The following is a 22260-nucleotide window of genomic DNA, read 5'->3' as shown; positions in this document are numbered from 1 at the left end:
CGGCGCCGCGCCGGAGGTCGGCGCGATCATGCCACAGCGAGGTGACCGGAGAGGGCGCGGTCGTGCCGACGGGTGCCGTAGAGCGTGAACGCCGTGTTCACCAGGGCCACGTGACTGAGCGCCTGCGGCATGTTGCCCAGCTGGCGGCCGGCGACGGGGTCCCACTCCTCGGCCAGCAGGCCGACGTCGTTGCGGACGTCGAGGACCCGCTCGAAGACCGCGCGGGCCTCGTCGACGCGACCGGTCATGGCGAGCGCGTCGGCGTACCAGAACGTGCAGGCGACGAAGGTGCCTTCGGTGCCCCCGAGGTCGTCGAGGCCGTGGGTGCCGCCGTCCCGCACGTCGCCGTAGCGGCGCAGGAACCCGTGGTCGTCGAGGCGTTCCATCGCCCGCACGGTGCCCAGCACCCGGGGGTCGCGGGCGGGGAGGAATCCGAGCCGCGGGATGAGCAGGGCGGTGGCGTCGACCTGCCCGCTTCCGTAGGACTGGGTGAACGACCCCTGCTCGGCGCTCCACCCGCGGGCGCAGATCTCGGCGTGCAGCTCCTGGCGCAGGGCCTGCCAGCGGTGCACGGTGCCGCGCAGTCCGGCGACGCGGGCGAGGCGGACGGCGCGGTCGGCCGCTACCCAGGCCATGACCTTGGAGTGGACGAAGTGGCGGCGCGGGCCCCGGACCTCCCAGATCCCCTCGTCGGGCTCCTGCCACCGCTCGCCGAGGTACTCCAGGAGCGCGGCCACCAGTGCCCAGGCCGGAGGGTCGAGGGTGACGCCGGCGCGGACCGCGGAGTAGACGGTGTTGAGCACCTCGCCGTAGATGTCGAGCTGGAACTGGTCGACGGCCGCGTTGCCGAACCTGACGGGCCGTGAGTCCTCGTACCCGGGAAGCCAGTCGGCGAGGGTCTCGGGCAGCCGGCGCTGCCCTTCGACCCCGTACAGCGGCTGGAGGTCGGCGGGATCGCCCGCGACCGCGCGCAGCAGCCACTCCGTCCAGGCGAGCGCCTCCCTGCGGTAGCCGCCGCGCAGCAGGCAGGACAGCGTGAAGGTGGAGTCCCGCAGCCAGCAGAAGCGGTAGTCCCAGTTCCGCTGCCCGCCGATGGACTCGGGCAGCGAGGCGGTGGCCGCGGCGACCACGCCGCCGGTGGGGGCGTACGTCAGGGCCTTGAGGGTGAGCAGGGAGCGGATGACGGCGTCGCGCCGCGGGCCCTCGTAACGGAGCGCGGCTGCCCAGTCGTTCCAGAACGCGAGGGTGCCCGAGAGGGCCGCGTCGATCCGGGCGGGCGACTCGGCGGGGGGCGCGGCGGCGTGCGAGGGGCGCCAGCCGAGGGTGAAGGCGACGCGCCGTCCGGCCGGGACGGTGAAGGCGAAGGCCGTGCGGTCCCGGGTGACGACCGGGTCGGCGCCGGGCCCGCAGGAGAGATAGGCCGCGTCGGGTCCGGCGATGGAGACGACCGTGCGGCGGTCCAGGGAGCGGGTCCAGGGCACGATGCCGCCGTGGTGGAAGCGGACCCTCAACTCGCCCCGCATCGCGACCCGTCCGGAGAGTCCCTCGACCACCCGGACGATCGTGGGGGTGCTCTCGCCGAGGGAGCGGACCGGCATGAAGTCGGTGACCCGCACGGAGCCGGAGAGCGCCTCCCAGACGGTGTCCAGGACGAGCGTGTCGCCGCGGTAGCCCCGGCGCGTGCAGCGGGCCGCCCCGACAGGGGCGAGGAGCCACCGCCCGTGTCCCGGGTCGCCGAGGAGGGCCGCGAGGCAGGCGGGCGAGTCGAAGCGCGGCGCGCACCACCAGTCGACGGACCCGTCGGTCCCGACGAGCGCGGCGGTCTCCAGGTCACCGACGAGGGCGTAGTCCTCAATTCGCCCTGCCATGAACGGATTCTATGCCGAATGGCGGCAGATCGCAGAAAGGAGCGGGGAATTCCCTGCCGGATGAAGGGTGTTTCGCCGCTCTCACCGACCGTTATCCCTTCACGGCCGGCGGCATATCCATCCGCGTTTCTTGACGTCCTCCCTCACACCGCAGGATTGTGGACAGACAGGGTCCGTCGCGCGGAAGGCCGTGCCGATGATCGACGAGCCGTACCGATGAGCCGGGACGCGCACCCCCGGCGCCGCTCGACCGACCGGGCGCCCGGCCCCGGCACGCGGACGGTGAGCCTCGTGCTCACGGTCCGTCCCGGTGACACGGACCCACGGCCCGCGCTCGACCTGCTCCTCGACCGGGTGCCCGCCGGCGTGGGCGAGGTGGTGCTCGTCGGCGGCCCGGCCGGCGAGCTCCGGGCGCGGCCCGGTCTGACCGTGCGGGGCCTCGGCACCTGGGACTTCGAGCGCGGCGACATCCCGCACGCAGGGCTGCTCGCCGCCACCGGCGATCTCGTCGTGCTGATGAACGCCGACGGCAGCATGTCACCGCACGAGATTCCGCATTTCCTGCACTACCTGGAAAGCGGATACGACTTCGTCAAGGGATCGCGTTTCATCGCGGGCGGGGAAGTGGCCGCGTACGGGCTGCCGCGCCGCGTGGGACACCGGGCACTGCTGCGGGTCGCGCGCCGGCTCTACGGGCAGCACCTCACCGATCTCTGGTACGGGTTCTGCGCGTTCCGGCGCCCGTTCGTCGACCTCCTCGACCTGCGCGAGGACGGCGTCGAACTCGGCGCGGAACTGGTCACGCACGCGCTCCACTACGGCCTGCGGGTGGCGGAGGTCCCGAGCCGCGAACTGCCCTGCCCGCACCGCTCCTCGCACCCCCGGACCGTCCGCGACGGCGTGCGCATCCTCGGCACGCTCCTCGACGAACGGCCGCACAACGCCCTCTCGCGGCTGACGCACGGACACGGCCGGACCCGCAGCTCCCCCGGTTGACGAATGCCCCCGGGTGAGCCCACGCTGGAAACAGCATCATTCGGGAGACGATCCGGCCGGGTGTCCGGACGGACGGCTCAGGACAGGATCAGGCCCTCGGTTGGGTCGGTTGCCGGAAGAGGCGCGTCGTGACCTCCCTCCCCATCAGCCGAACGCCGGCGGCACCCGCGCCGCATCCCCTGCGGCGGGTGACCGACTGGCCCTTCGCCGAGTCCGGCCGCCGTCCGGCCCGTACCTCCCCGCACTCCGCGCGGTGCCATCCGGCCCGCCGGATCTCCGACCGGCTCGACGCCGCGGCCGCCCCGCCCCTGAGCCGGGCGTGCAGGCCGCGCGGCGCCGCCCGCCGCCGACGTGCCCGTACGGTCCGCGCGCACGCCGCGCGCCGACGGGATTCCGGCGGCCCGGGCGATCCCGACGGCCCACCCGCGCCACCGCTCCCCCACCGGCACCCCACCACGCCGGACTGCCCCGTGCCGCTGCGGCCCGCCCTGACCAGCGCCCCGGTGCCGCACGCCCGGACCGTCTCCTCCCGCACACGGAGCCCGCACGGTCGCGGGCCGCTGGCGCACGCGTGCCCGCCGCCCACCTGCGTCGGGATCCGGCGCGGGCCCGCGCCGCGCGCCGTCGCGCGCGTCCCCGTCGTCCCGCCGCGGAGCCCCGGATCACGCGCCCGGGCGTCCCGCGACGGGACCCGGAGGCGGCTGCCGTGAGCGCCCCGCGAGGTCCCCTGCGCATCGCCGTGTCCGGCCCCGACGGCGCCGGCAGGTCCCGGCTGGCCCGGAGGCTCCTGCCGCTGCTCCGCGAGCGCGGTTTCACCGTCGTCACCGCGCACGGCCACGACTGTCTCCTCTGCCGAAGGCTCCCGGTTCCGCCACGGGTGAGGGATACGGGGGAACCGGGTGGGGACGGGTGGGCACGACGCGCCACGGATCCCGAGCGCCGGGGATCCCCGCTGCGCCGTGCCCACGCGTTCCTGGACGCGGCCGAGCCGGCGGTCCGCCTCGCGGTGGCCGGACTCGTGGCGCGCCGACGGGCCCGGGGCGGTCCCGCGGTCGTCCTGACCGACGGCGGCCCGCTGGACGGACTGGCCAGGCGTGACCCGCCGACCGGCTCCGGGGCGGCGCGCCTGCTCCTCGCGGCCGCCGCGGACTACGATCTGACACTCCTCGTGGAGAGCGGCCCCGACCCCTTGCGGGGCCGCGGCCCGGACACCCCCGACGCTCCCCGGTCCGCCGCGCGGGCCCGGTACCGGTGCTGGTCGCGACGGCTGCCGGGCATCGCACGGCTCGACGGCACGCGGCCCCCCTCGCTGGTCGCGGCCGCGGCCCTGGAGCGCGTCCTCGTCGCGGGCCGCGAGCGCGACGAGTCCGTCGTGCGGGCGCGGCGGGAGGCCGCCGCACGCACCCGGGAGCGGGCCGCCGCACGGGCACGCGCCGAGAGCCCCGCCGGGCCCCGGGGCACGCGCCGAGGCCCGGACGGCGGGCGCCGGCACGTGGTGGTGTCCGTGTACGAGGACGTGGAGAATCCCGGTCACCGGGGTGGCGGAGCCCTGGTGGCCGGGAAGGTGGCGCGCCGGCTCGCCGACGACTTCCGGGTGACGGTCGTGACGGCGGGCCTGCGTGGCGGGGCGGTGGAGCGGGACGGCATCCGGTACGTACGGCTGCCGGTCCGCCGGGCCGGGCCGCGGGCCGGGCGGCTGCTGTTCCTGGCGCTGCTCCCGCTCGTGTCCCGCCGCATCCGGCACGATCTGTGGCTGGAGAGCTTCACTCCCCCGCTGTCGGCGAGCTTCCTGCCCCTGACGACGGCCGCGCCGGTCGTCGGCATCGACCACGGCCGCGGGGCGGGGCCCCCGGGACGGTTCCGTCTCGTGCCCTTCGCCGTGATGGAGCGGCTGGGGCTGCGCTGCTACCGGCACATCGTGGTGATGAACGCGGCGGACGGTCGGGTGGTCCGGCGTCTCAGCCCGCGGGCCGACGTGCAGGTGTTCGCCGACGGGGTCGAGCAGCGCGCCGTCGACGAGACCCGGCTCGGCTCGGGGCAGTTCATCCTGTACCTGGGCCGGATCGACACCTGGGGCAAGGGACTCGACCTGCTGCTCGACGCGTACGACCGGTCCCGGCCGCCCCTCGACCTGCTGCTCGCGGGCACCGGGGCCCCGGCCGAGGAGCGCAGGCTCGCGGCCCTCGTCGCCGCCCGCACGCGGGGACCGGAGCCCCGGATCCACTGGGTCGGGTACGCCGACGAGGACCGCAGGCGCCAGCTCCTCCGCGACAGCGCGTTCCTGGTGATGCCGTCGCGGCACGAAGCCTTCGGCCGGGTGGCCCTGGAGGCCATGGCGCACGGCAAGCCCGTCCTCCACTTCGACCTGCCCGCCCTGCGCTGGATGCGCGACGGCGGGGACGTGGCCGTGGCGCCGTTCGACGTGGCCGCCCTGGGCGAGCGGATGACCGAGCTGTCCGGTGACGCGGCGCTGCGGCGCCGTCTCGGGCGGCGCTCCGCGCTCGCCGCCCAGCACTACACGTGGGACGAGACGACGGGCCGCTACCTGGCCCTGGCCCACCGGCTCCTCGACGCGCCCTCGTACCCGCGGCGGCCGACGAAGAGGGGTGCGTCATGGCGGACGACCCTCTGACCGGCCGCGACCCGGGCGGTTCCGGCCGGGACCGCGGCGGAGGTGCGTGATGCCCACCGCCGAGCGGCGGCCCCGTGTCCTGCTCCTGACCGGCGGTCCGCTGGACGGGGCGGAGGGGACGGACGTGCTGCTCGCCGCCGACGTCCTGGAGTCGCTGCCGGACGTGGAGTTCGTCTGGTTCTCGCACCGGCCGGGCCGTCGGCGGGACCCTCCCGTGCGCGGGCGACCCGTCCGGATCGTCTCCCCGACCGGGGCCCCGAACCTGCCGGAGCGGGTGCAGTCGGTGCTGGCCGGGGCGGTGCTCGCGCGCCGGGTGGACCTCGTGCACGCCTTCCTGACGGTTGGCCGCGCCTACCCCGTGTTCTCCTCGCTGCGCCCGCCGCTGCTCGGCAGGCGGCCGGTCGTCCACACGGTCCCGGGGGTGGTGGACACCCGGTACCTGACGCGCGGCAGGCCGCTGGGGACGACCGTGGCCCTGTCCGAGTCGATGGCGCGCCGGCTGCGGGCCGCCCGCTTCGGGGACGTACGGGTGATCCCTCCGATGATCGACCTGGACCAGTGGCCGTACCTGCCGCGCCCGGAGGGGTTCCCCGCCGTCCTCTTCTCCGGTCACCACGATCCGCACGGCGGCGCGGTGGAGTCGATCGACGCGGCGGCGGAGGCACGGCGGGCGGGGAGCGACTTCCGGCTGGTGCTCGCGATGCGAGGCCGGCCGGGGCAGGACACCGAGGCCCTGAACGAGGCGTTGAGGGAGCGGGCGGGGGCGGCGGGCCTCGTCGACTTCGAGGTGCGCGGCTACGTCGAGGACATGCACGCGCTCCTCGCCTCCGTACAGGTGCTGCTGTTCCCTCCGGTCCACCTCGGCGGGAAGGCGGACGTCCCCCTCACCGTGCTCCAGGCCCTCGCCTCGGGCAGACCGGCGATCCTCAGCGACCTGCCCCAGTTCGCCGACTTCGGCCCCGCGGTGCTGCGGGCCCCCGCCGGGGACGCGCGCCGCACGGGCCAGCAGCTGGCCTGGCTGCTCGAACGGCCGCGCTCCTGGGACATGCTCGCCGCGCGGGGGCGGGCGCTGGCCGAGGACCACTTCGGCCCCGAGCGGTTCGCCGCCCGGTACGCGGCCCTCTACCGCGAGCTGCTGGCCTGACGGCACGGCAGGCCCGACGCGGCGGGCGCCGTCAACCGTGGACCGGGGGCGGGGCGTCGGCGGGCCGCTCGGCCGTGAGGAGCAGGACGCCGGTGTCCCCGTACTCGGGCAGGGTGAGGTCCTTGGCCAGTCGGACGATCCGCAGACCGGTGGTGCGGGGCGCGAACACCTCGTGCAGGACGGTCCCGTCGACCGGGCAGGCGGGCCAGACGGGGCCCGTGCCGATGCGGTAGCTCGGCATGCGCTCCATGAAGGAGGCGAGGAGGCGGCCGCCGGGGCGGACCGCTTCGACGAACGTCCCGCACAGGGCGGTGAACTCGTCGAAGTCCTCGGTGACGCTCTCGGCGACGAAGTTCATCGAGGCGAGGTCGTAGCCGCCGGGAGTGAGCGCGTCGGCGCTGCCGTGCAGCACCCGGACCCGGGAGAGCGCCTCGGCGCTGCTCGCCGGGAGCGCCGGGTCGAGCGAGCGGCAGAGGGCGTAGAAGGGCCGCCAGCTGACGTCGGCGCCGTGGGCGAGCTGCCGCCGGAGGTAGCGCACGCTGGCGGCGCTCGGTTCCAGGGCGTCGACGCGGCGGGCGGCGGCGCCCGCCAGCATCAGCGGGTAGAGGTTGGGTCCGGCGCCGAGCTCCAGGGTGCGGGCGAGGGCTCCGGGGGCGTAGCGCCGGTAGACGGCCGAGTGGTGGTGGATGACGCCGACGTCGCACGGGTGGAGCCTGCGGTAGTTCTCGGCGAGGTAGTCGGCAACGGGCCAGGCGTTCCAGTCGGCGTCCCGGTTGCGACGGGTGCGGGCCTCCTCCACGCGGGGGTGCCGCCCGGTGCGGTCCATCACCGCTCCGCGGGCCGGCCGGCGGTGACCGGTCCCTCGTCGACGGTCTGGAGGCGGAAGCGGCCGGCGAGCTCGGTCAGGGCCGTGCACAGTTCGCCGATCTCCTCGTCGGTGTTGGCGGCGGTGACCTGGACGCGGAAGCCCACCCGGTCGCGCGGGACGAGCGGGTAGGAGGCGAGCGTCACGTAGATGCCGTGGTCCCACAGGAAGGAGGCGACGGCGTCGAGGTCGCCGGCGTCGGCGAGGGGGATCTCGACGATCGGCAGCCCGTCGGTGTTGGGGGTGGCGATACCGAGGCCGCGCACGTGGTCGAGGACGCGGGCCGTCATGCGGTGGAGATCGGCCCTGATCTCGTCCCCGCGCGCCTCGTTGACGTCGAGCCCGGCGAGGGCGGTGGCCAGCGAGGCGGTCGGCGAGGGGCCCGAGTAGAGGTACGGGGCGGCCGCCACCTTCAGGTGGTCCTTGAGCCACTTGGGCACGGCGAGGAAGGCGAGCAGCGAGGAGTACGCCTTGGAGAAGCCGCCGACCAGGACCAGGTCGTCGTAGCTCTCGCCGAGGTGGCGGACGATGCTGTTGCCGCGCGAGCCGTACGGGCTGGTCTCGTCGGGGCTCCGCTCCCCGATGACGCCGAAGCCGTGGGCGTCGTCGACGTACAGCAGGGCGCCGTGCTCCCGGCAGACGCGGGCCAGGGCGGGCAGGTCGGGGAAGTTCCCGGTCATGCTGTTGACGCCGTCCATGCAGACCAGCCGTCCGCCGTCGGCGGGGGCGCCGCGCAGCAGGGTGGCCAGCTCGTCGGGGCGTTCGGAGCTGAAGCGGTGGATCTCGGCGCCCTGTCCCCGGGCGACGACGCAGCCGTCGTACACCGTGCGGTGTGCGGTGGCCTCGACGAAGACCTGTCCGGTGCCGGCGAGCAGCGGGATGACCGACTGGTGGATGAGGGTGATGGTGGGCAGCAGGAGCGTGTCGGAGGCGCCGAGGAGTTCGGTGAGGCGCTCCTCGATCCGGGGGTAGAGCCGGGGGCTGCCGATGAGCCGGGACCAGCTGGGGTGCGTACCCCACCGTCTGACCTGCGGTTCGATCGCGTCGATGACGGTGGGGTCGAGGTCGAGGCCCAGGTAGTTGCAGGAGGCGAAGTCGATGAGCCAGTCGTCGCCGACCCGGATGCGCCGGCCGTCGATCTCGTCGATGACGGCGTCGCACATGAGGCTGGTCCGCTTCAGGTGCTCCAGGTCCCGCCAACGCGACGGGCGCGGAGGCCGGCCGGCGCGCACCGTGCCCTCGGGGCCGTGGCCGGTGATGCGGGCGGCGGGGCCGGCGACGGAGGCGGTGGGCCCGGTCGCGGGGGGCTCGGCGAGCCGGACGGCCGGGCGCTGCTCGCCCGGGGTGGGGGCTCGGTGCAGATAGGACTCGGCCTGGTGGGCGGTCATCGGCCGGGCGAAGAGGTATCCCTGCCCGAACCGGCAGCCCATGTCGGCGAGCAGCGCCCGCTGTTCCTCGTGCTCGATCCCCTCGGCGACGACCTGGAGGCCGAGGACGTCGGCGATGCGCACGATGCCCTCGACGAGCGCGACCTGCTGCGGGTCGGTGGCGAGGTCGTCGATGAACGACTTGTCGACCTTCAGGATGTCGATGGGGAAGTCGCGGAGGTAGCTGAGCGAGGAGAAGCCGGTGCCGAAGTCGTCGATGGCGATGGAGACGCCCATGTCCTTGAGGGCGGCCATGGTCGTGCGGATCTGGGCGTCCTGCCGCATGAGGACGGTCTCGGTGAGTTCCAGGACGAGCGAGCCGGGGGCGAGTCCGGAGGAGTGGAGGGTGCGCCGCACCTCTTCGAGGAGCCCGGGGTCGCGGAACTGGCGGGCGGAGACGTTGATGTTGGCGTAGAGCGGGACCTTGCGGGTGTGGGCGCGCTGCCATCGGGCGATGTCGAGGGCCGCGTGTTCGAGGACCCAGGCACCCAGCGGCATGATGTGGCCGCTCTCCTCGGCGAGGGTGATGAACTGGTCGGGCGGGACCATTCCCCGCCGGGCGTGCGGCCAGCGGATGAGCGCTTCGAGGCCGGCGGGGACGCCGCTGCCGACCTCGACGATCGGCTGGTAGCGCAGGGCGAAGGCGTGGTCGGCGATGGCCGTGTCCATGCCGGCCTGGAGTTCGTGCCGGGCGACGAGCCGGGAGTGGAGCTCGGGGTGGAAGAGGCGCCAGCGCTTCTTGCCGGCGGCCTTGGCCGCGTAGAGGGCGAGGTCGGCGTGGCCGAGGAGTTCCTCGGCGTGGGCGCTGTCGAGGACGGTCGCGATGCCGACGCTGGTGGAGACCGAGACGGCACCGTCGGTGAGGTGGAAGGGCTGGCTCAGGGTGTGCACGATCTCGGCGGCCAGCGCTTCGGCGTCGCGGGGTTCGCGGGCTCCCTCGATGAGGACGGCGAACTCGTCGCCGCCGAGCCGGGCCGCGGTGTCGGTCAGCCGCAGGACGGCCGTCAGGCGGCGGGCGACGGCGACCAGGAGTTCGTCCCCGACGGAGTGGCCCATGGTGTCGTTGACGACCTTGAAGTCGTCGAGGTCCACGAAGAGCATGCAGGTGAGGGTGGACTCGCGGCGGCCGCGCAGCAGGGCCCGCTCGATGCGTTCGAGGAGCAGGACCCGGTTGGGCAGGCCGGTGAGGGAGTCGTGGAACGCCCGGTGGGTCAGCTCGCGCTCCAGCTTCCGCTGCTCGGTGACGTCCCGCAGGGTGAGGACGAGCCCGTGCACCGTGCGTTCGTTGCGCAGGTTGCTGCAGCGGACCTCCACCTCCAGGTCGGCGGAGTCGCCGTGGAGGAGCTTCCAGCTGTCGCGGGCGTCGACGGCGTCGCGGTGGCGCGCCTCGGCCAGGACGCGCAGGGCGCTGGCGGCGTCGGCGGGGGCGAGCAGGTCGGTGAGCGGCGTGCCCGGGAGGAGGGAGTGGCCGAACATGCTCTCCGCGGAGGGGCTCGCGTACCGGACGGTGTCGTCGTCGTCGACGATGAGGATGACGTCCGAGGTGTTGTGCACGAGGGTGCGGAAGTACGCCTCGCTGGTCCGGCGGTTGACCTCCTCGCTGAGTCCGAAGCGCTCCAGGGCCAGGGCCGCCTGGGAGGCGAGGGACTGGGCGGAGGCGCCGATCTCGGCGAGTTTCTTCTCGGGGCCGGCGAAGAGCAGCACGCCGAGCAGGGGTTCGCGTTCGGCGGGGGTCTCCAGCTCCAGGGGGCAGAGCAGGGCGTGGGTCTCGGGGGCGATCTCGGCGGCGACGGCGGGGTCGAGCCGGGTGACGGGGAGGAGCCGGGCGCCGTCGGCGACCACGTCGGGCCAGCCGGTGGTGGGGGGCCGGGTGAGCGCCTCGGTGCGGCAGCTCCAGGGGTGGCGGCTGGTCGCGACGGCGTCGAGGCCGTCCTTGCGGTCACGGGTGAAGAGCAGGACCCGGTGGTCGGTGTCCTGGCCGAAGAGGGTGGCGGACGCCGTCTCCACGGCGCCGGCGACCTCGCGGGGGCTGAGGGCGGCGACGAGCGAGGCGGCGGCGGTCCTGAGGCTGCGCTCGCGCGCCTCGGCCCGGTCGTGTTCGTTCATCATGCCCCAGAGCCGGGTGAGGACCAGCAGGAACATGATCGCCGAGAAGATCGCGATGACGGCGATGTCCTGGTTCCGGTCGTGGCGCAGGGACTGGAAGAGGAGGAGTGCGGGGGCGACGAGCGAGGCGCCGGCCAGCAGGGCCAGCCGCCGCTCGGCGATCCGGGTGGGCGGTTCGGGGACGCGCTCGGTGAGACCGGTCATCGAGGGGTGGAGGGCGGCGAGTCCCCAGGCCGTGAAGAAGACGACCCAGCCGAGGTCCCAGGGCGTGCCGACCTGCCAGGTGCCCTTGAGCTGGAGGGTGCCGTAGATGACGTCGGAGGCCAGGATGCCGCAGGTGCCCAGGGTGAGGAGCTGCACGGACCGCGAGCGCAGTCCGCCGGGGACGAGGAGCCGGGCGAGCATGGCGAGCATCAGCACGTCGCCGAGGGGATAGGCGATGGAGATGGCCTTCTCGGTCCAGCTCATGTCCTCGCTGCGGGCCAGCGGGGTGATGAGGTTGACCCAGGAGAGCAGCGCGAGGCCCGAGGTGAGGATCAGCGCGTCGAGGACGACGCCGAGGTCGCGACCGACGGCCCGGTAGCGGATGAACCCGAAGAGGCCGATGGCGAACAGGGGGTAGGTCACCAGGTACAGGGGATCGGCCAGCGAGGGGAAGGGCCGCGTCTGGTCGAAGAACGCCTCCAGGGCGTTGTACGTGGTGTCCCCGGCCGTGAAGGCGAGGTTGGCGCCGGCCAGGACCAGCCAGGGCCAGCGCCGGGAGGGCCGGTGGATGTGGACGCCGACGAGCATGGCGGCGACGCCGCTCAGGCCGATGAGCGCCCACAGGGTGGTGTGCCGTTCGGGGTACTTCAGGTACGCGGCGGTGAGGAGTGTCACGGCCAGCAGGTAGAGCAGCGTCCAGAAGCGCAGTTTCCCGGTCGCGGTGGGCGGCCGGTCGGGCTGGCCCAGCGGCATCGTCGACCGCCCCCTTGTCGGGTCGGACGCCGAGTGGGAGCGCCCTGGTCGCGGGTACGGACCCCGTACGGTGTCCATTCTCCGGGGCCCTCGGGGCGGGTGCATCTCGGCGTCCCGGGGGCCGCGCCGGGGGCGTCAGGAGGAGGCGCGGACCACGAGTTCGGTGGGCAGCATCCGGCGCGGCTGCTCGTCGGGGCCGCTGGGGTCGGCGATCTCCTGGAGGAGGACGCGGGCCATGGTGCGGCCCATCTCCTCGATGGGCTGGCGGACGCTGGTCAGCGGCGGGTCCATGTGCCGGGCGACGGCGGAGTCGTCGACGCCGACGAGGGCGACGTCCTCGGGGACGCGGCGGCCCGCCTCGCGCAGGACGCCGCGGGCGCCGGCGGCCATGACGTCGGAGGCGGCGAAGACGGCGTCCAGGTCCGGTCGGTGCTCCAGGAGTCGGCGCATGGCGCGGCGGCCGCCCTCCTCCGTGAAGTCGCCGCCCGCGACGAGCCCGGGGTCCTCGGCGAGCCCGGCGTCGGCGAGACCCTCGCGGTAGCCGTCGAGACGGCAGCGGGCGACGTACATGTCGGGCGGACCGGTGATGGTGGCGATGGAGCGGCGGCCGCGGGCGGCCAGGTGGGCGACGGCGGTCCGGCCGGCGCCGGTGTTGTCGGAGTCGACGAAGGCGACCCGCTCGTCCTCGGTGCGGCGGCCGTTGAGGACGGCGGGCAGGCCGAGGGCCCTGACCTGGTCGGGCAGCGGGTCGTCTCCGTGCACGGAGACGAGGAGGACGCCGTCGACGCGCTGGGCGGCGAGGTACTGCTCGAACCGCTGGCGCTCCTGGTCGCTGCGGATCAGGGTGAGGAGCAACTGCTTGTCCGCGTCGGCGAGTTCGCTGCTGACTCCGCGGATGATGTCGAGGAAGTACGGCTCGGCGAAGAGCCGGGCCTCGGTCTCGGGGATGACCAGCGCGACGGCGTCGGTGCGGCTGCCGGCGAGCGCGCGGGCGGCCCGGTTGGGGACGTACCCGAGTTCGGCGACGGCCCGCTCGACGGCGGCCTTGGCCTGTTCGCTGACCTTGGGGGAGCCGTTGATGACCCGGGAGACCGTGCCGCGGCCGACTCCGGCCCTGGCCGCGACCTCCTCGAGGGTGGGTCTGCCGGTCTGCCGTCCGCTCCCCGCCATGTGCCGCTTCTCCCCTCGGGCCCGCCGCCCCGCCTGCGTGTGGACGCGAACCTATCAGGCGGGACGGCGGGTTCCCCGGACGACCGGGGGACGCCTCAGGCGCCGGTCGGGGCGAGCTCGGCCATGGCCCCCCAGCCCTGCTGCGGGACCTCGACGTTGATGATCTCGGGGGTGGTCGCGATGGCTCCGGCCATGGCGGCGAGGCCCGCGGTGAAGTGCGGGGAGGCCACGTGGGCGGCGCCCGCCTCGGCGTCGGCGAAGGCTTCCAGGAGGACGAAGACGCGGGGGTCGTCGACGCTGCGGGACCAGTCGAAGAACAGGTTGCCCGGCTCGTCGCGGGTGGCGCGGGTGAAGTCGTCGACCAGGTCGAGCCAGTGGTCGGCGCGGTCGGGGCGGACGGTGAAGCGCACGGCGATGAAGATCATGCGTTCACTCTGCGGCGGCGCCCCCGGCCCTGCCAGCCGGAGGGGTCAGGATTCCGGCAGGGCCGGAAAGGCGGGGACCGCCCGGGTCAGCGCCGCCCTGAGCTCGCCCTGGCGCCTCGCGAAGTCGGCCGTGGGCAGCGAGACGGAGAGGGCGTGCACGATCCCGTCGCCACGCTCCGGCAGTGCCACGGCCAGACACGTGTACGCGAGGTCCGCCTCGCCGACGGAGACGGCGAAGCCCTGGCCGCGCACCCGGGCGGCCTCGGCCTCGAAGCGTTCGGCGTCGGTGATCGTGCGCTCGGTGAGGCGGGCCATGCCGTGCTCGGCCAGATAGCGCCGGCGCAGCGGTCGCGGCAGCGCGGCGAGCAGCGCCTTGCCGTGGGCGGTGGCGTGCGCGCGGTCCTCGGGCCCCGGGGTGAAGGGGTGGGCCGTGTCGGTGACGGGCGCGGTGGTGTCGACGACGGTGATCAGGCCGTCCCGGTAGGCCGTGTGGTACGCCTCCGCCCCGGTGGCGCGCCGCAGTCGGCCGAGGAGCTCGCCCGTCCCGGCGCCGAGCCCGTGGTGGCGCTGGTGGGAGCGGTGCAGGGCCGGGACGCGGGGGCCGGGGGCGTACCCCTCCGAGGTGCGGACCAGGTAGCCGCGGGCGAGGAGGGGGCCGGTGAGGTGGTAGACGGTCGAGAGGGCGCAGCCGAGCCGCCGGGCCAGCACCTTCGCGCCCACGGGCCGGTCCGCGTCGGCGACCGCGTCGAGGACGGCGAGGGCCCTGTCGACGGACTGCGGCCCGGGGCCGGGGCTCGGGGTGGCGGGCATCGACCCAGCTTAGGGGGTGGGCTTTCGATGCTCAGGGGGTGTGCTGCCGATGCTCAGGAAGTGGGCTGCCGATGCTCAGGAGGTGCCCTGTCGATCGGGCGCGGAGCGGGGAGCGGCGGATCGACAGAGGGGGTCCGGACACACTCGGTGCCCGTTTCGCCCCGTTCCGTATCTCCGCAGGTCAAACGAGCCTTATGTGCATAAGCCACTCTTTCGGCGTACCGTCGTGGGGATTCCCCTTCCCTCGACGCCCCGGGAGAGCGTGTGCCCCGCTCCAGGACCGACCATGCCCCGACGCCCCGCCAGGGGCTCAGCCCTCGCCTGCGCAACGCGGCGATCGCGACGGGCGTGGTCGCCGTCGCCGCGGGGGGTCTGTACGCGGCGGGGCTGCTCACCGCCGGGGACGACATATCCGCCGGCACCCGCGTGGGCGGCGTGGACATCGGGGGCATGAGCCGAGCGGAGGCGCGGGCGAAGCTGGCGGCCGAGGCACCGGCCTCGTGGACCGCGCCGATACCCGTCCGGGTCGGCGACCATGCCACCACCGTCGCGCCCGCCGCCGCGGGACTGACCGTGGACGTGGCGAAGACCGCCGACCTGGCCGCCGACCCGGCGCGCGACCCCGTCACCGTCGTCAAGCGGCTGTTCTCCTCGGGCGAGCGGGACATCCACCCGGTCCTCGCCTACGACGAGGGCAAGGCCAAGGCGGCCGTCGCGGGGCTGGCGGAGCGCAACGACAGGGACGTCCGCGAGGGCGCCGTCGCCTTCCGCGAGGGCGAGGCCGTCGCCACCCGGCCGGTGACGGGACAGAAGCTGGACACCGTCCGGGCCGTGGACACCCTCCGCGCGGCCTACCCCGCCGCGACGGGCGCCTCCGCGGTGAACCTCCCGGTGGCCGTCACCCAGCCGAAGCTGGCCGCCGACGAGGTGTCGCGCTTCCTCGACACGTACGCGAAGCCCGCCGTCTCCGGTCCCGTCACGCTCACCACCGGCGGTGAGCGGCTCCGGATCTCCGCCGCCACCCTCGGCGACCACCTCACGGTGAAGAACGAGGGCGGCCGTCTCACCGCCGACCTCGACCCCGCCGCGCTGCTCCGCGACCCCGACGTGGCGCGGCCCCTCGCCGCGCTGACGGGCGCGCCCGTCGAGGCGGGGCTCGCGGTGCGGGACGGCAAGGTCGTGGTGGAGTCCGAGGGACGGGCCGGCCACGAGGTGACCGCGAAGGCCCTCGGCGACGCCGTGCGCCCGCTGCTCACCCGCTCGGGCGACGCGGCCCGCACGGCTCCGGTGGCCACCAAGGTGACCGAGCCGCAGCTGACCGGCGACTCGCTGGCCCGGCTCGGCATCACTGAGCAGATGTCGACGTTCACCGTGAACTTCCCCACGGCCCCGTACCGGACGACGAACATCGGGCGCGCGGCCGAGCTCATCAACGGCTCCCTCGTGCAGCCCGGCGAGGTGTGGAGCTTCAACAGGACCGTCGGCGAGCGCACCCCGGACAACGGCTTCGTGGACGGCACGATGATCCTCGACGGCCAGTACCGCGAGGCCCCGGGCGGCGGTGTGTCGGCCATGGCCACCACCGTCTACAACGCGATGTTCTTCGCCGGCGTGAAGCCCGTCGAGCACGGCGCCCACTCCTTCTACATCGAGCGCTACCCGGCGGGCCGCGAGGCCACCGTGGCCTGGGGCAGCCTCGACCTGAAGTTCCGCAACGACACCGGCAAGCCGATCTACATCAAGGCGAGTGCGACGGACTCCTCGGTCACCGTGAGCTTCCTCGGCACCAGGAAGTACGACTCGGTGGAGGCCGTCGCCGGACCGCGCACCCACCTCACCGAGCCCAAGAAGCGCGAGGGCACGGGCAAGGAGTGCGTCGTGCAGCCGCCGCTGGAGGGCTTCGACATCTCGGTGGACCGGGTGTTCAAGAACGACGGCGCCGAGGTCAAGCGCGAGACCTTCAAGACGCACTACACCCCGCGCGACGAGGTGACCTGCACGTGACCTCCGTCTGACGGCCCGGGGAAGCGGCCCGGACGCCCGGGCGACGTCCCCGCCGGCGGCGCCGCGCGGGCCGGACCCACGGGGCCGGAAGGGTGTCTTCCCGGTCGGCCGGGGCATCACTTCGGAGCGCGGCCCGTCAGCCCCGTCCGACAGGCCCGCCCCGCCCGACCCGTCGGAGGCAGTCCTTGGCACAGCGCAGCGACCCCTTCGAAAGCCTCCTCGACGACGCCGTCCGCGCGGGTGTCGTCCCCGGCGCCGCCTGGGCCGTGGGCGACGCCCGCACCACCCTGGCGCACGGGTGCGCCGGCCTGCTGGACCCGGCGCACCCCGACGAGCCCGTGCGCGACGACACGCTCTTCGACGTCGCCAGCCTCACCAAGATCCTCGCGGTCTGGGCGGTGACCGGCACCCTCGTCGACGCCGGGAAGCTGGACCCGGCCGCGCCCCTGGGGTCGTACTGGCCCGAGGCCGTGGGCCGGCCCGCGGCCTCCCTCACCGCGCACGACCTCCTCACCCACACCGCGGGACTGCCGCTGCGCGCCAACCTCCGGGCGCTGTACGGCTCCGATCCGCAGGACGTCCGGGACGGCGTCCTCGCCGAACCGCTGCGGCACCGCCCCGGCGAGGCCGTCGCCTACACCGACCGGGCCGCGCTGATCCTCGGCTACCTCGCCGAGCACCTCACCCGCACCCCGCTCCCCCGGCTCGCCGCGGAACGGATCTGGACGCCGCTCGCCATGACGGACACCCGGTACGGGCCACTGCCCGAGGAGGCACGCGCGCGGTGCGCGCCCACCGAGTTCGACGAGGAGAGCGGCACCCGCCTCAAAGGCACGGTCCACGACTTCTCGACCCGGCTCCTCGGCGGCGCCTGCGGCATCGCCGGGGTCTTCACCACCGCCGCGGACGTCGGCCTGTTCCTCCGCCGCGTCCTCGACCCGGTGCCCGGTGTCCTCTCGGCCGAGTGGACGGCCGCCTCCCTGCGCGTGCGCACGGGGGCGCTCGTCCCGCCGCGCGGACTCTTCTGGCACCCGGCGCCCGGCACCGGGCCCTCGGACGACGTCTGGGCGCACTTCGGCTTCACGGGCACGGCGCTGTGGGTCTCCCCGGCGCGGGGCCGCTGGGCCGTCCTGCTCACCAACCGGCTGTACCTGACCCGCGACCCCGGTCCGCTGACCCGGGTGCGGGACGTCTTCCGGTCGCTCGCCCTGCGGTGAGACGAAATCGGGTGTCCCCGCGGGCCGGGCTCTGCGACGCTGCACCGGCTGGACGATCGTTGACGGGTTCGACACGTACGGAGTGCTGATCGATGGGTTTCACGCTGGAAGGGCCTCTTCTGGAGGGCGCGTTCGTGCGCCTGGAGCCCCTGGGGCACCACCACGCCGCCGGTCTCGCGGACGCGGCCGAGGAGGAGCGGGACTCGTACGACTTCACCTGGGTGCCGCGCCGGGCGGACGTCGGCGACTACATCGACACCCAGCTCGGCCGGGCCGCCGACGGAAGGCTCGCCCCCTACGTACAGGTGGACGCGGTGACCGGGCGGGTGGTCGGCGCCACCTCATTCTGGGAGCCGCGCCCGTGGCCCGACGGTGAGCGGCTCTGCGCGATCGAGGTCGGCTTCACCTGGCTCGCCGCCTCGGCCCAGGGCACCGGCGTCAACGCCGAGGCCAAGTACCTCCTCTTCCGGCACGCCTTCGAGACCTGGGGCGTGGCCCGGCTGGACCTCAAGACCGATGCGCGCAACGCCCGCTCCCGCGCCGCCATCGCGAGCGTCGGCGCGAGCTTCGAGGGCGTCCTGCGCAGCTCGGCGCGCTCGTGGGCGCCCGGCGAGGACGGCCGTCTGCGCGACTCCGCCGTCTTCTCGATCATCGCCGAGGAGTGGCCGGAGCGGCGGGCCGCCCTGGAGCGGCGGCTCGCCGGCATCCGGGAGCGGCGGGCGGCGGCCCTGCCCGACCGGCGCTGACCTCCCGGGACACGGTCGGGACGCCCGCCGCGCGGCCCGCCCGGCGAGGCGGCCCGGGCCGTCCCGCGGGGTCCCGCCCGCTCCGGGACGGCCCCGCCGCCCTGTCCCCCGCCGTCCCGCGGTTGCTAGCTTCTGCGTCGGCACCGGCGGGCGCCGACAGCGGCGTGAGACGGCCGTTGGGCGCCTGTTGGCGATCCGTTGGAGCCCGGTCCGAGAATCGTCGGCGACGAGGACGACTCGTGACGGGGAGGAAGAGGGCATGGCGACGGAACACGGCACGCGGTGTGCGGTGGGCGAGCAGGACCCGTGGGATCGGCTCGCCCGGGAGATGCGGCAGATCAAGGAGACCTCGGAGCTCAGTTACGCGGGCCTGGCCCAGCGCACCCACTACAGCCGCTCCTCGTGGGAACGGTTCCTCAACCGGAAGCAGCTCCCGACCCGGCTCGTGATCGAGCAGTTCGCCCACGCCGCCGGGCAGGACCCCCGGCCGCTGCTCGAACAGCTCGACCGGTGCCTGCGCCACGCGGGGAACGACCGCTCCTGCGCCTCGGTCACCGGCGCGGCACGGGAGCCGGCCGTCCGGACGGCGCCGCCCGGACGGCTCGCCCCCGCCGACGTCCGCACCCTGGCCCTGGTCTCCGCGGCCGGGATGGTGGTCGGCGGCGTCCTCACCGCGGCGATGGCCCGGGCCGGCGGCCGGCGACGGGCCGCCTAGGGGGTGTCCGGGGGACGCGGCCGGGCCGGGGTCACCGGCTCCGGCCCGGCCGCGTCCCCGAGGTGCAGGGCGTGACGGGGACGGCGGGCTGGGGTCCCGGCGCCGCGTGCGCCATCCCGGGCAGCTCGGCGAGGCCCTGGAGGCACTCCTCGATCCGCTTGGCCAGACGGTGCTTGCGCGCGAGCTCCAGACACGTCTCCCAGGCCGCGCGGGCCTCGGCCCACTCCCCGAAGTGGTGGTGCGTCCGGGCGGTGACGACGAGGCAGTCGGCCGTTCCGCCGTGGTCGTCCATCCGATGGCGGATGGCGAGCGCCTCGGTGAGCGCGGCGAACGCCTCGTCGCGGCGCCCGAGGGCCCGCAGGACGTCCGCGCGGTTGGTCAGGGCAGTGGCCAGGAACACCCCGTGCCCGGTGCCCTGCAGGAGCTCGATGACCCTGCGGTAGTCGGCGGCCGACAGGTCGAGTTCGCCGCGGAGCTTGTGGATGTCGGCGATCCGGCTGAGCAGCAGCGCCTCGCCGCGGGTGTTCCCGGAGCGTTGGTACAGGTCACGGGAGAGCTCGGCGTGCACGAGCGCCTGGTCGGCGTCCTCGATCTGGATGTAGAGCGCCGAGATGTTGCCGAGGATGGACGCGCGGGCCACCTCGTCGCCGCGGGCGGTGAAGAGGTCGAGGGCGATCCGCAGGTGCTCCAGGCAGGCGTCGTTGCGGAAGGCCATGCCGTGGGCGACGGCCATCCGGCGGTGCAGCCACGCCTGTCCGAGGGTGTCGTCGTGGGCGCGGGCGACCTCCATCGCCTGGGCGAGGCAGGCGTCCCACTCCCTCGTCCACCAGTGCGTACTGGCGTAGCCGAAGAGCCCCACGGCCAGCCGCCACGCCATGTCGGAGCGGCCGAGCTCCGCCGCCTGTCCGAGGGCGTCCCGGACGGCGGGGAGTTCCCTGACGGCCCAGCGGATCGCCTCGTGGTCGTCGGCGAAGACGGGCAGCGCCAGGGGGGTGGCCGGTTCGCCGTCGAGCGGCGGCGGCGACTGCGTCTCGCGAGTGGCCGTGCGGGTCGCCGAGGCGAGGGCCGCGACGTACCAGGCGATCATCCGCAGCCGGGCCGCCGTCCGCTCCTCCTCCGGGTCCTCCTCGTCGCCCCGCTGCGCCGCGTACTCGCCGAGCAGGTCGTGGAGCACGTACCGGTCGGGCTCGGGGTTGAGGACGAGGTGGGCGTCGGCCAGGACGTCGAGGACCGCGGCGGCCCGCGCCTCGGGGAGGCCAAGGAGCGCGGCGGCCGACTGCGGGGTGACGGGGTGCGCCGACCAGACCCGGCCGAGGACCCGGAAGGCACGGGCGGCCTCGCGTTCCAGCGGGCGGTCGCTGTCGCGCATGGCGACGTAGCTCATGTCGAAGGTCCGCTGGACGTCGAAGGTGCCCATGGAGAGGGTCTCCAGGCGGCCCTGGTGCGGGGTGAGCCGGCGGGCGAGGAGCGCCAGGGGCCAGTGGGGGCGGGAGGCGAGCCGGCCGCCGACGATGTGCAGGGCGAGCGGCAGTCCTCCGCAGGCGGCCATGATGTCGGCCAGTGCCTCCGGCTCGCTCCGCACCCGGTCGGCTCCGGCCAGCCGGGCGAGGAGCGCGTGCTGGTCGGCCGGCGGCAGCGGGGCCAGGGGGACGCTGACGGCGCCGGGCAGGTCGGCGAGGAGCTGCCGGCTGGTGATCAGCACGGCGCTGGGACCGCCGGCCGGCAGGAGGGGCGCCACATGGGCGGCGTCGCGCGCGTTGTCGAGGACCAGGAGGACGCGTCGGTCGGCCAGGGCCGCCTGGAGGAGCAGGGCCCGGTCGTCGATGTCCTCCGGGAGCGCCTCGTGGTGGACGCCCAGGTCGGACAGGAAGCGGGCGAGCAGCTCGTGGGCCGTGCGCGCCCCGTGGCCGCAGTAGCCCCGCAGGTCGGCGTAGAGGGCGCCGTCGGGGAACGCCTCGCGGACGTGGTAGGCCACGTGGACGGCGAGCGCGGTCTTGCCGACGCCCCCCATGCCGGAGATGACCACGGGCCGGACGTACGCGGGCGCGTCCGGGGTGCCGGGACGGCGCCGCGCCGGGACCACGGGAGTCGCGCCGGAGCCGTGGGGCGCGCCGGGGGCGGGGCTCCGGTCGTGCGCGGACGGCTCCTCCCCCGGGCCGGCGCCGCCGACCGCCGGGTCGACGCCGAGGAGGGCGGCCACGGTCGCCGCCTCGGTGGCGCGGCCGGTGAACGCCCCGCCGTCGCAGGGCAGCTGGAAGGGCGGGCGGTGGGCCGGCGGGGCCGCGGGCGGGGCCGGGCGGGGTTCCCTGCGGGGGTCCGGCTCGCCGGCGAGCAGTTCGCGGTGGGCCTGGGTGACGGCGGCGCCCGGTTCGGTGCCGAGCTCCTCGACGAGGCTCCGGCGCAGCCGCCGGAAGGCGGAGAACGCCTCGGCCTGGCGGCCCGACCGGTGCAGCGCCTGCATGAGCAGCCCGTGGAACTCCTCGCGCAGGGGGTGTTCGGCGGCCAGGGTGGTCAGCGGGCCGACGGCCTCGTGGTGCCGGCCGAGGCGGAGTTCGGCGTCGAAGTTCCACTCCAGGGCCTGGAGGCGGGCCTCGGCGAGCTGGTGGACCCGCAGGGCGGGCGCCTCGGTGTCGGAGAAGGGGGCCAGGTCCGCCAGGGGCGTGCCGCGCCACAGCGGCAGGGCGAGCGCGGTCTGCCGCCGGACCTCCTCCCAGTCCTCCCGGCGGTGCGCGTCGCGTACCGCCCGGACGCGCCCCTCGAAGACGTCGCAGTCCAGCTCGCCGTCGTGGACGAGGAGGCGGTAGCCGGGGGCCACGGTGTGGAGGCGGTCCTCGGCGCCGCCGTCCGCGGCGGCGAGGACCCTGCGGAGCCGGGTGAGGTGGTTGGCGAGGGCGGCGTCGGCGCTGGCGGGCACGGACGCGCCCCAGAGCGCCTCCTTGAGCGTGTCCCTCGCCACCGTGCGGTTCGCCTGGAGCAGCAGCGCGGCGAGGAGGACCCGGACCTTGGGGCCGGTCACCGGCCCCGGCCCGGTCCCGTCGTGGACGACCAGCGGTCCGAGCAGACCGAACTTCACCACCGTGCCCCCGCATCAGGTAGGCGGGCCGCCAGCCTGCGGCGGATCCCGACGGGCCCCATCGTACGGTTCGGGACCCCTTGATTGATCAAACCGGCCGCGGGT

14 protein-coding genes are annotated in these 22260 nt (G+C 75.1%); 7 read left to right on the top strand and 7 right to left on the bottom strand.

All coding sequences use genetic code 11. From position 1 onward, the window contains the following. Positions 1-26: 26 nt before the first annotated feature. A complete protein-coding gene (locus AB0424_RS01625) occupies positions 27-1868 on the bottom strand; it encodes a glycoside hydrolase family 15 protein (RefSeq protein ID WP_366301332.1) in 1842 nt (613 codons plus the stop codon). Positions 1869-2084: 216 nt separating this feature from the next. Between AB0424_RS01625 and AB0424_RS01620 the strand changes: the two genes are divergently transcribed. From AB0424_RS01620 to AB0424_RS01610, 3 genes are all read left to right on the top strand, one after another. Further along, positions 2085-2864: a glycosyltransferase family 2 protein gene (locus tag AB0424_RS01620; RefSeq protein WP_366301330.1), complete on the top strand. Its 780-nt coding sequence runs from the start codon at positions 2085-2087 to the stop codon at positions 2862-2864. Positions 2865-3570: 706 nt separating this feature from the next. Beyond that, on the top strand, positions 3571-5496 hold the full coding sequence (locus tag AB0424_RS01615; RefSeq protein WP_366301328.1) for a glycosyltransferase: 1926 nt from the start codon (positions 3571-3573) through the stop codon (positions 5494-5496). Positions 5497-5545: 49 nt separating this feature from the next. Next, the gene (locus tag AB0424_RS01610) at positions 5546-6640 is read left to right on the top strand and encodes a glycosyltransferase (RefSeq protein WP_366301326.1); all 1095 of its coding nucleotides are present in this window, start codon (positions 5546-5548) and stop codon (positions 6638-6640) included. Between the two features lie 31 nt (positions 6641-6671). Here the strand turns inward: AB0424_RS01610 and AB0424_RS01605 are convergent, their stop codons facing one another. The 5 genes from AB0424_RS01605 to AB0424_RS01585 all read right to left on the bottom strand — a co-directional run bounded on the left by AB0424_RS01605 (position 6672) and on the right by AB0424_RS01585 (position 14400). Then, positions 6672-7466 carry a class I SAM-dependent methyltransferase gene (locus AB0424_RS01605; RefSeq protein WP_366301325.1) on the bottom strand — a complete coding sequence of 265 codons (795 nt, stop codon included), beginning with the start codon at positions 7464-7466 and terminating at the stop codon, positions 6672-6674. Continuing rightward, positions 7466-11995 (bottom strand): aminotransferase class I/II-fold pyridoxal phosphate-dependent enzyme, encoded by a 4530-nt coding sequence (locus AB0424_RS01600; protein ID WP_366301323.1) that lies wholly within the window; start codon positions 11993-11995, stop codon positions 7466-7468. The genes AB0424_RS01605 and AB0424_RS01600 overlap by 1 nt, the downstream gene beginning before the upstream one ends. 135 nt (positions 11996-12130) lie before the next feature. Then, complete coding sequence (locus AB0424_RS01595; RefSeq protein ID WP_366301322.1) at positions 12131-13165, bottom strand: LacI family DNA-binding transcriptional regulator; 1035 nt, start codon at positions 13163-13165, stop codon at positions 12131-12133. 95 nt (positions 13166-13260) lie between these two features. After that, positions 13261-13590 carry a putative quinol monooxygenase gene (locus AB0424_RS01590; RefSeq protein ID WP_366301320.1) on the bottom strand — a complete coding sequence of 110 codons (330 nt, stop codon included), beginning with the start codon at positions 13588-13590 and terminating at the stop codon, positions 13261-13263. A gap of 45 nt (positions 13591-13635) precedes the next feature. Next, complete coding sequence (locus AB0424_RS01585) at positions 13636-14400, bottom strand: IclR family transcriptional regulator C-terminal domain-containing protein (protein ID WP_366301319.1); 765 nt, start codon at positions 14398-14400, stop codon at positions 13636-13638. Positions 14401-14664: 264 nt separating this feature from the next. Between AB0424_RS01585 and AB0424_RS01580 the strand changes: the two genes are divergently transcribed. The 4 genes from AB0424_RS01580 to AB0424_RS01565 all read left to right on the top strand — a co-directional run bounded on the left by AB0424_RS01580 (position 14665) and on the right by AB0424_RS01565 (position 19082). Continuing rightward, positions 14665-16404 carry a VanW family protein gene (locus AB0424_RS01580; protein ID WP_366301318.1) on the top strand — a complete coding sequence of 580 codons (1740 nt, stop codon included), beginning with the start codon at positions 14665-14667 and terminating at the stop codon, positions 16402-16404. Positions 16405-16589: 185 nt separating this feature from the next. Beyond that, complete coding sequence (locus AB0424_RS01575; protein ID WP_366301317.1) at positions 16590-17621, top strand: serine hydrolase domain-containing protein; 1032 nt, start codon at positions 16590-16592, stop codon at positions 17619-17621. Between the two features lie 92 nt (positions 17622-17713). Then, positions 17714-18367 carry a GNAT family protein gene (locus tag AB0424_RS01570; protein WP_366301315.1) on the top strand — a complete coding sequence of 218 codons (654 nt, stop codon included), beginning with the start codon at positions 17714-17716 and terminating at the stop codon, positions 18365-18367. Between the two features lie 259 nt (positions 18368-18626). Then, a complete protein-coding gene (locus AB0424_RS01565) occupies positions 18627-19082 on the top strand; it encodes a helix-turn-helix transcriptional regulator (RefSeq protein WP_366301313.1) in 456 nt (151 codons plus the stop codon). A 31-nt stretch (positions 19083-19113) separates the two neighbouring features. Here AB0424_RS01565 and AB0424_RS01560 read toward each other — a convergent pair whose 3' ends face one another. Next, the gene (locus AB0424_RS01560) at positions 19114-22158 is read right to left on the bottom strand and encodes a BTAD domain-containing putative transcriptional regulator (RefSeq protein WP_366301312.1); all 3045 of its coding nucleotides are present in this window, start codon (positions 22156-22158) and stop codon (positions 19114-19116) included. Between the last annotated feature and the right edge of the window lie 102 nt (positions 22159-22260).

Origin of the sequence: Streptomyces sp. NPDC051180 (assembly GCF_040689545.1) — a bacterium.
GTDB lineage: Bacteria > Actinomycetota > Actinomycetes > Streptomycetales > Streptomycetaceae > Streptomyces.
The sequence above is the reverse complement of the archived record's forward strand: the minus strand, read 5'-3'. Positions and strand labels throughout refer to the sequence as shown.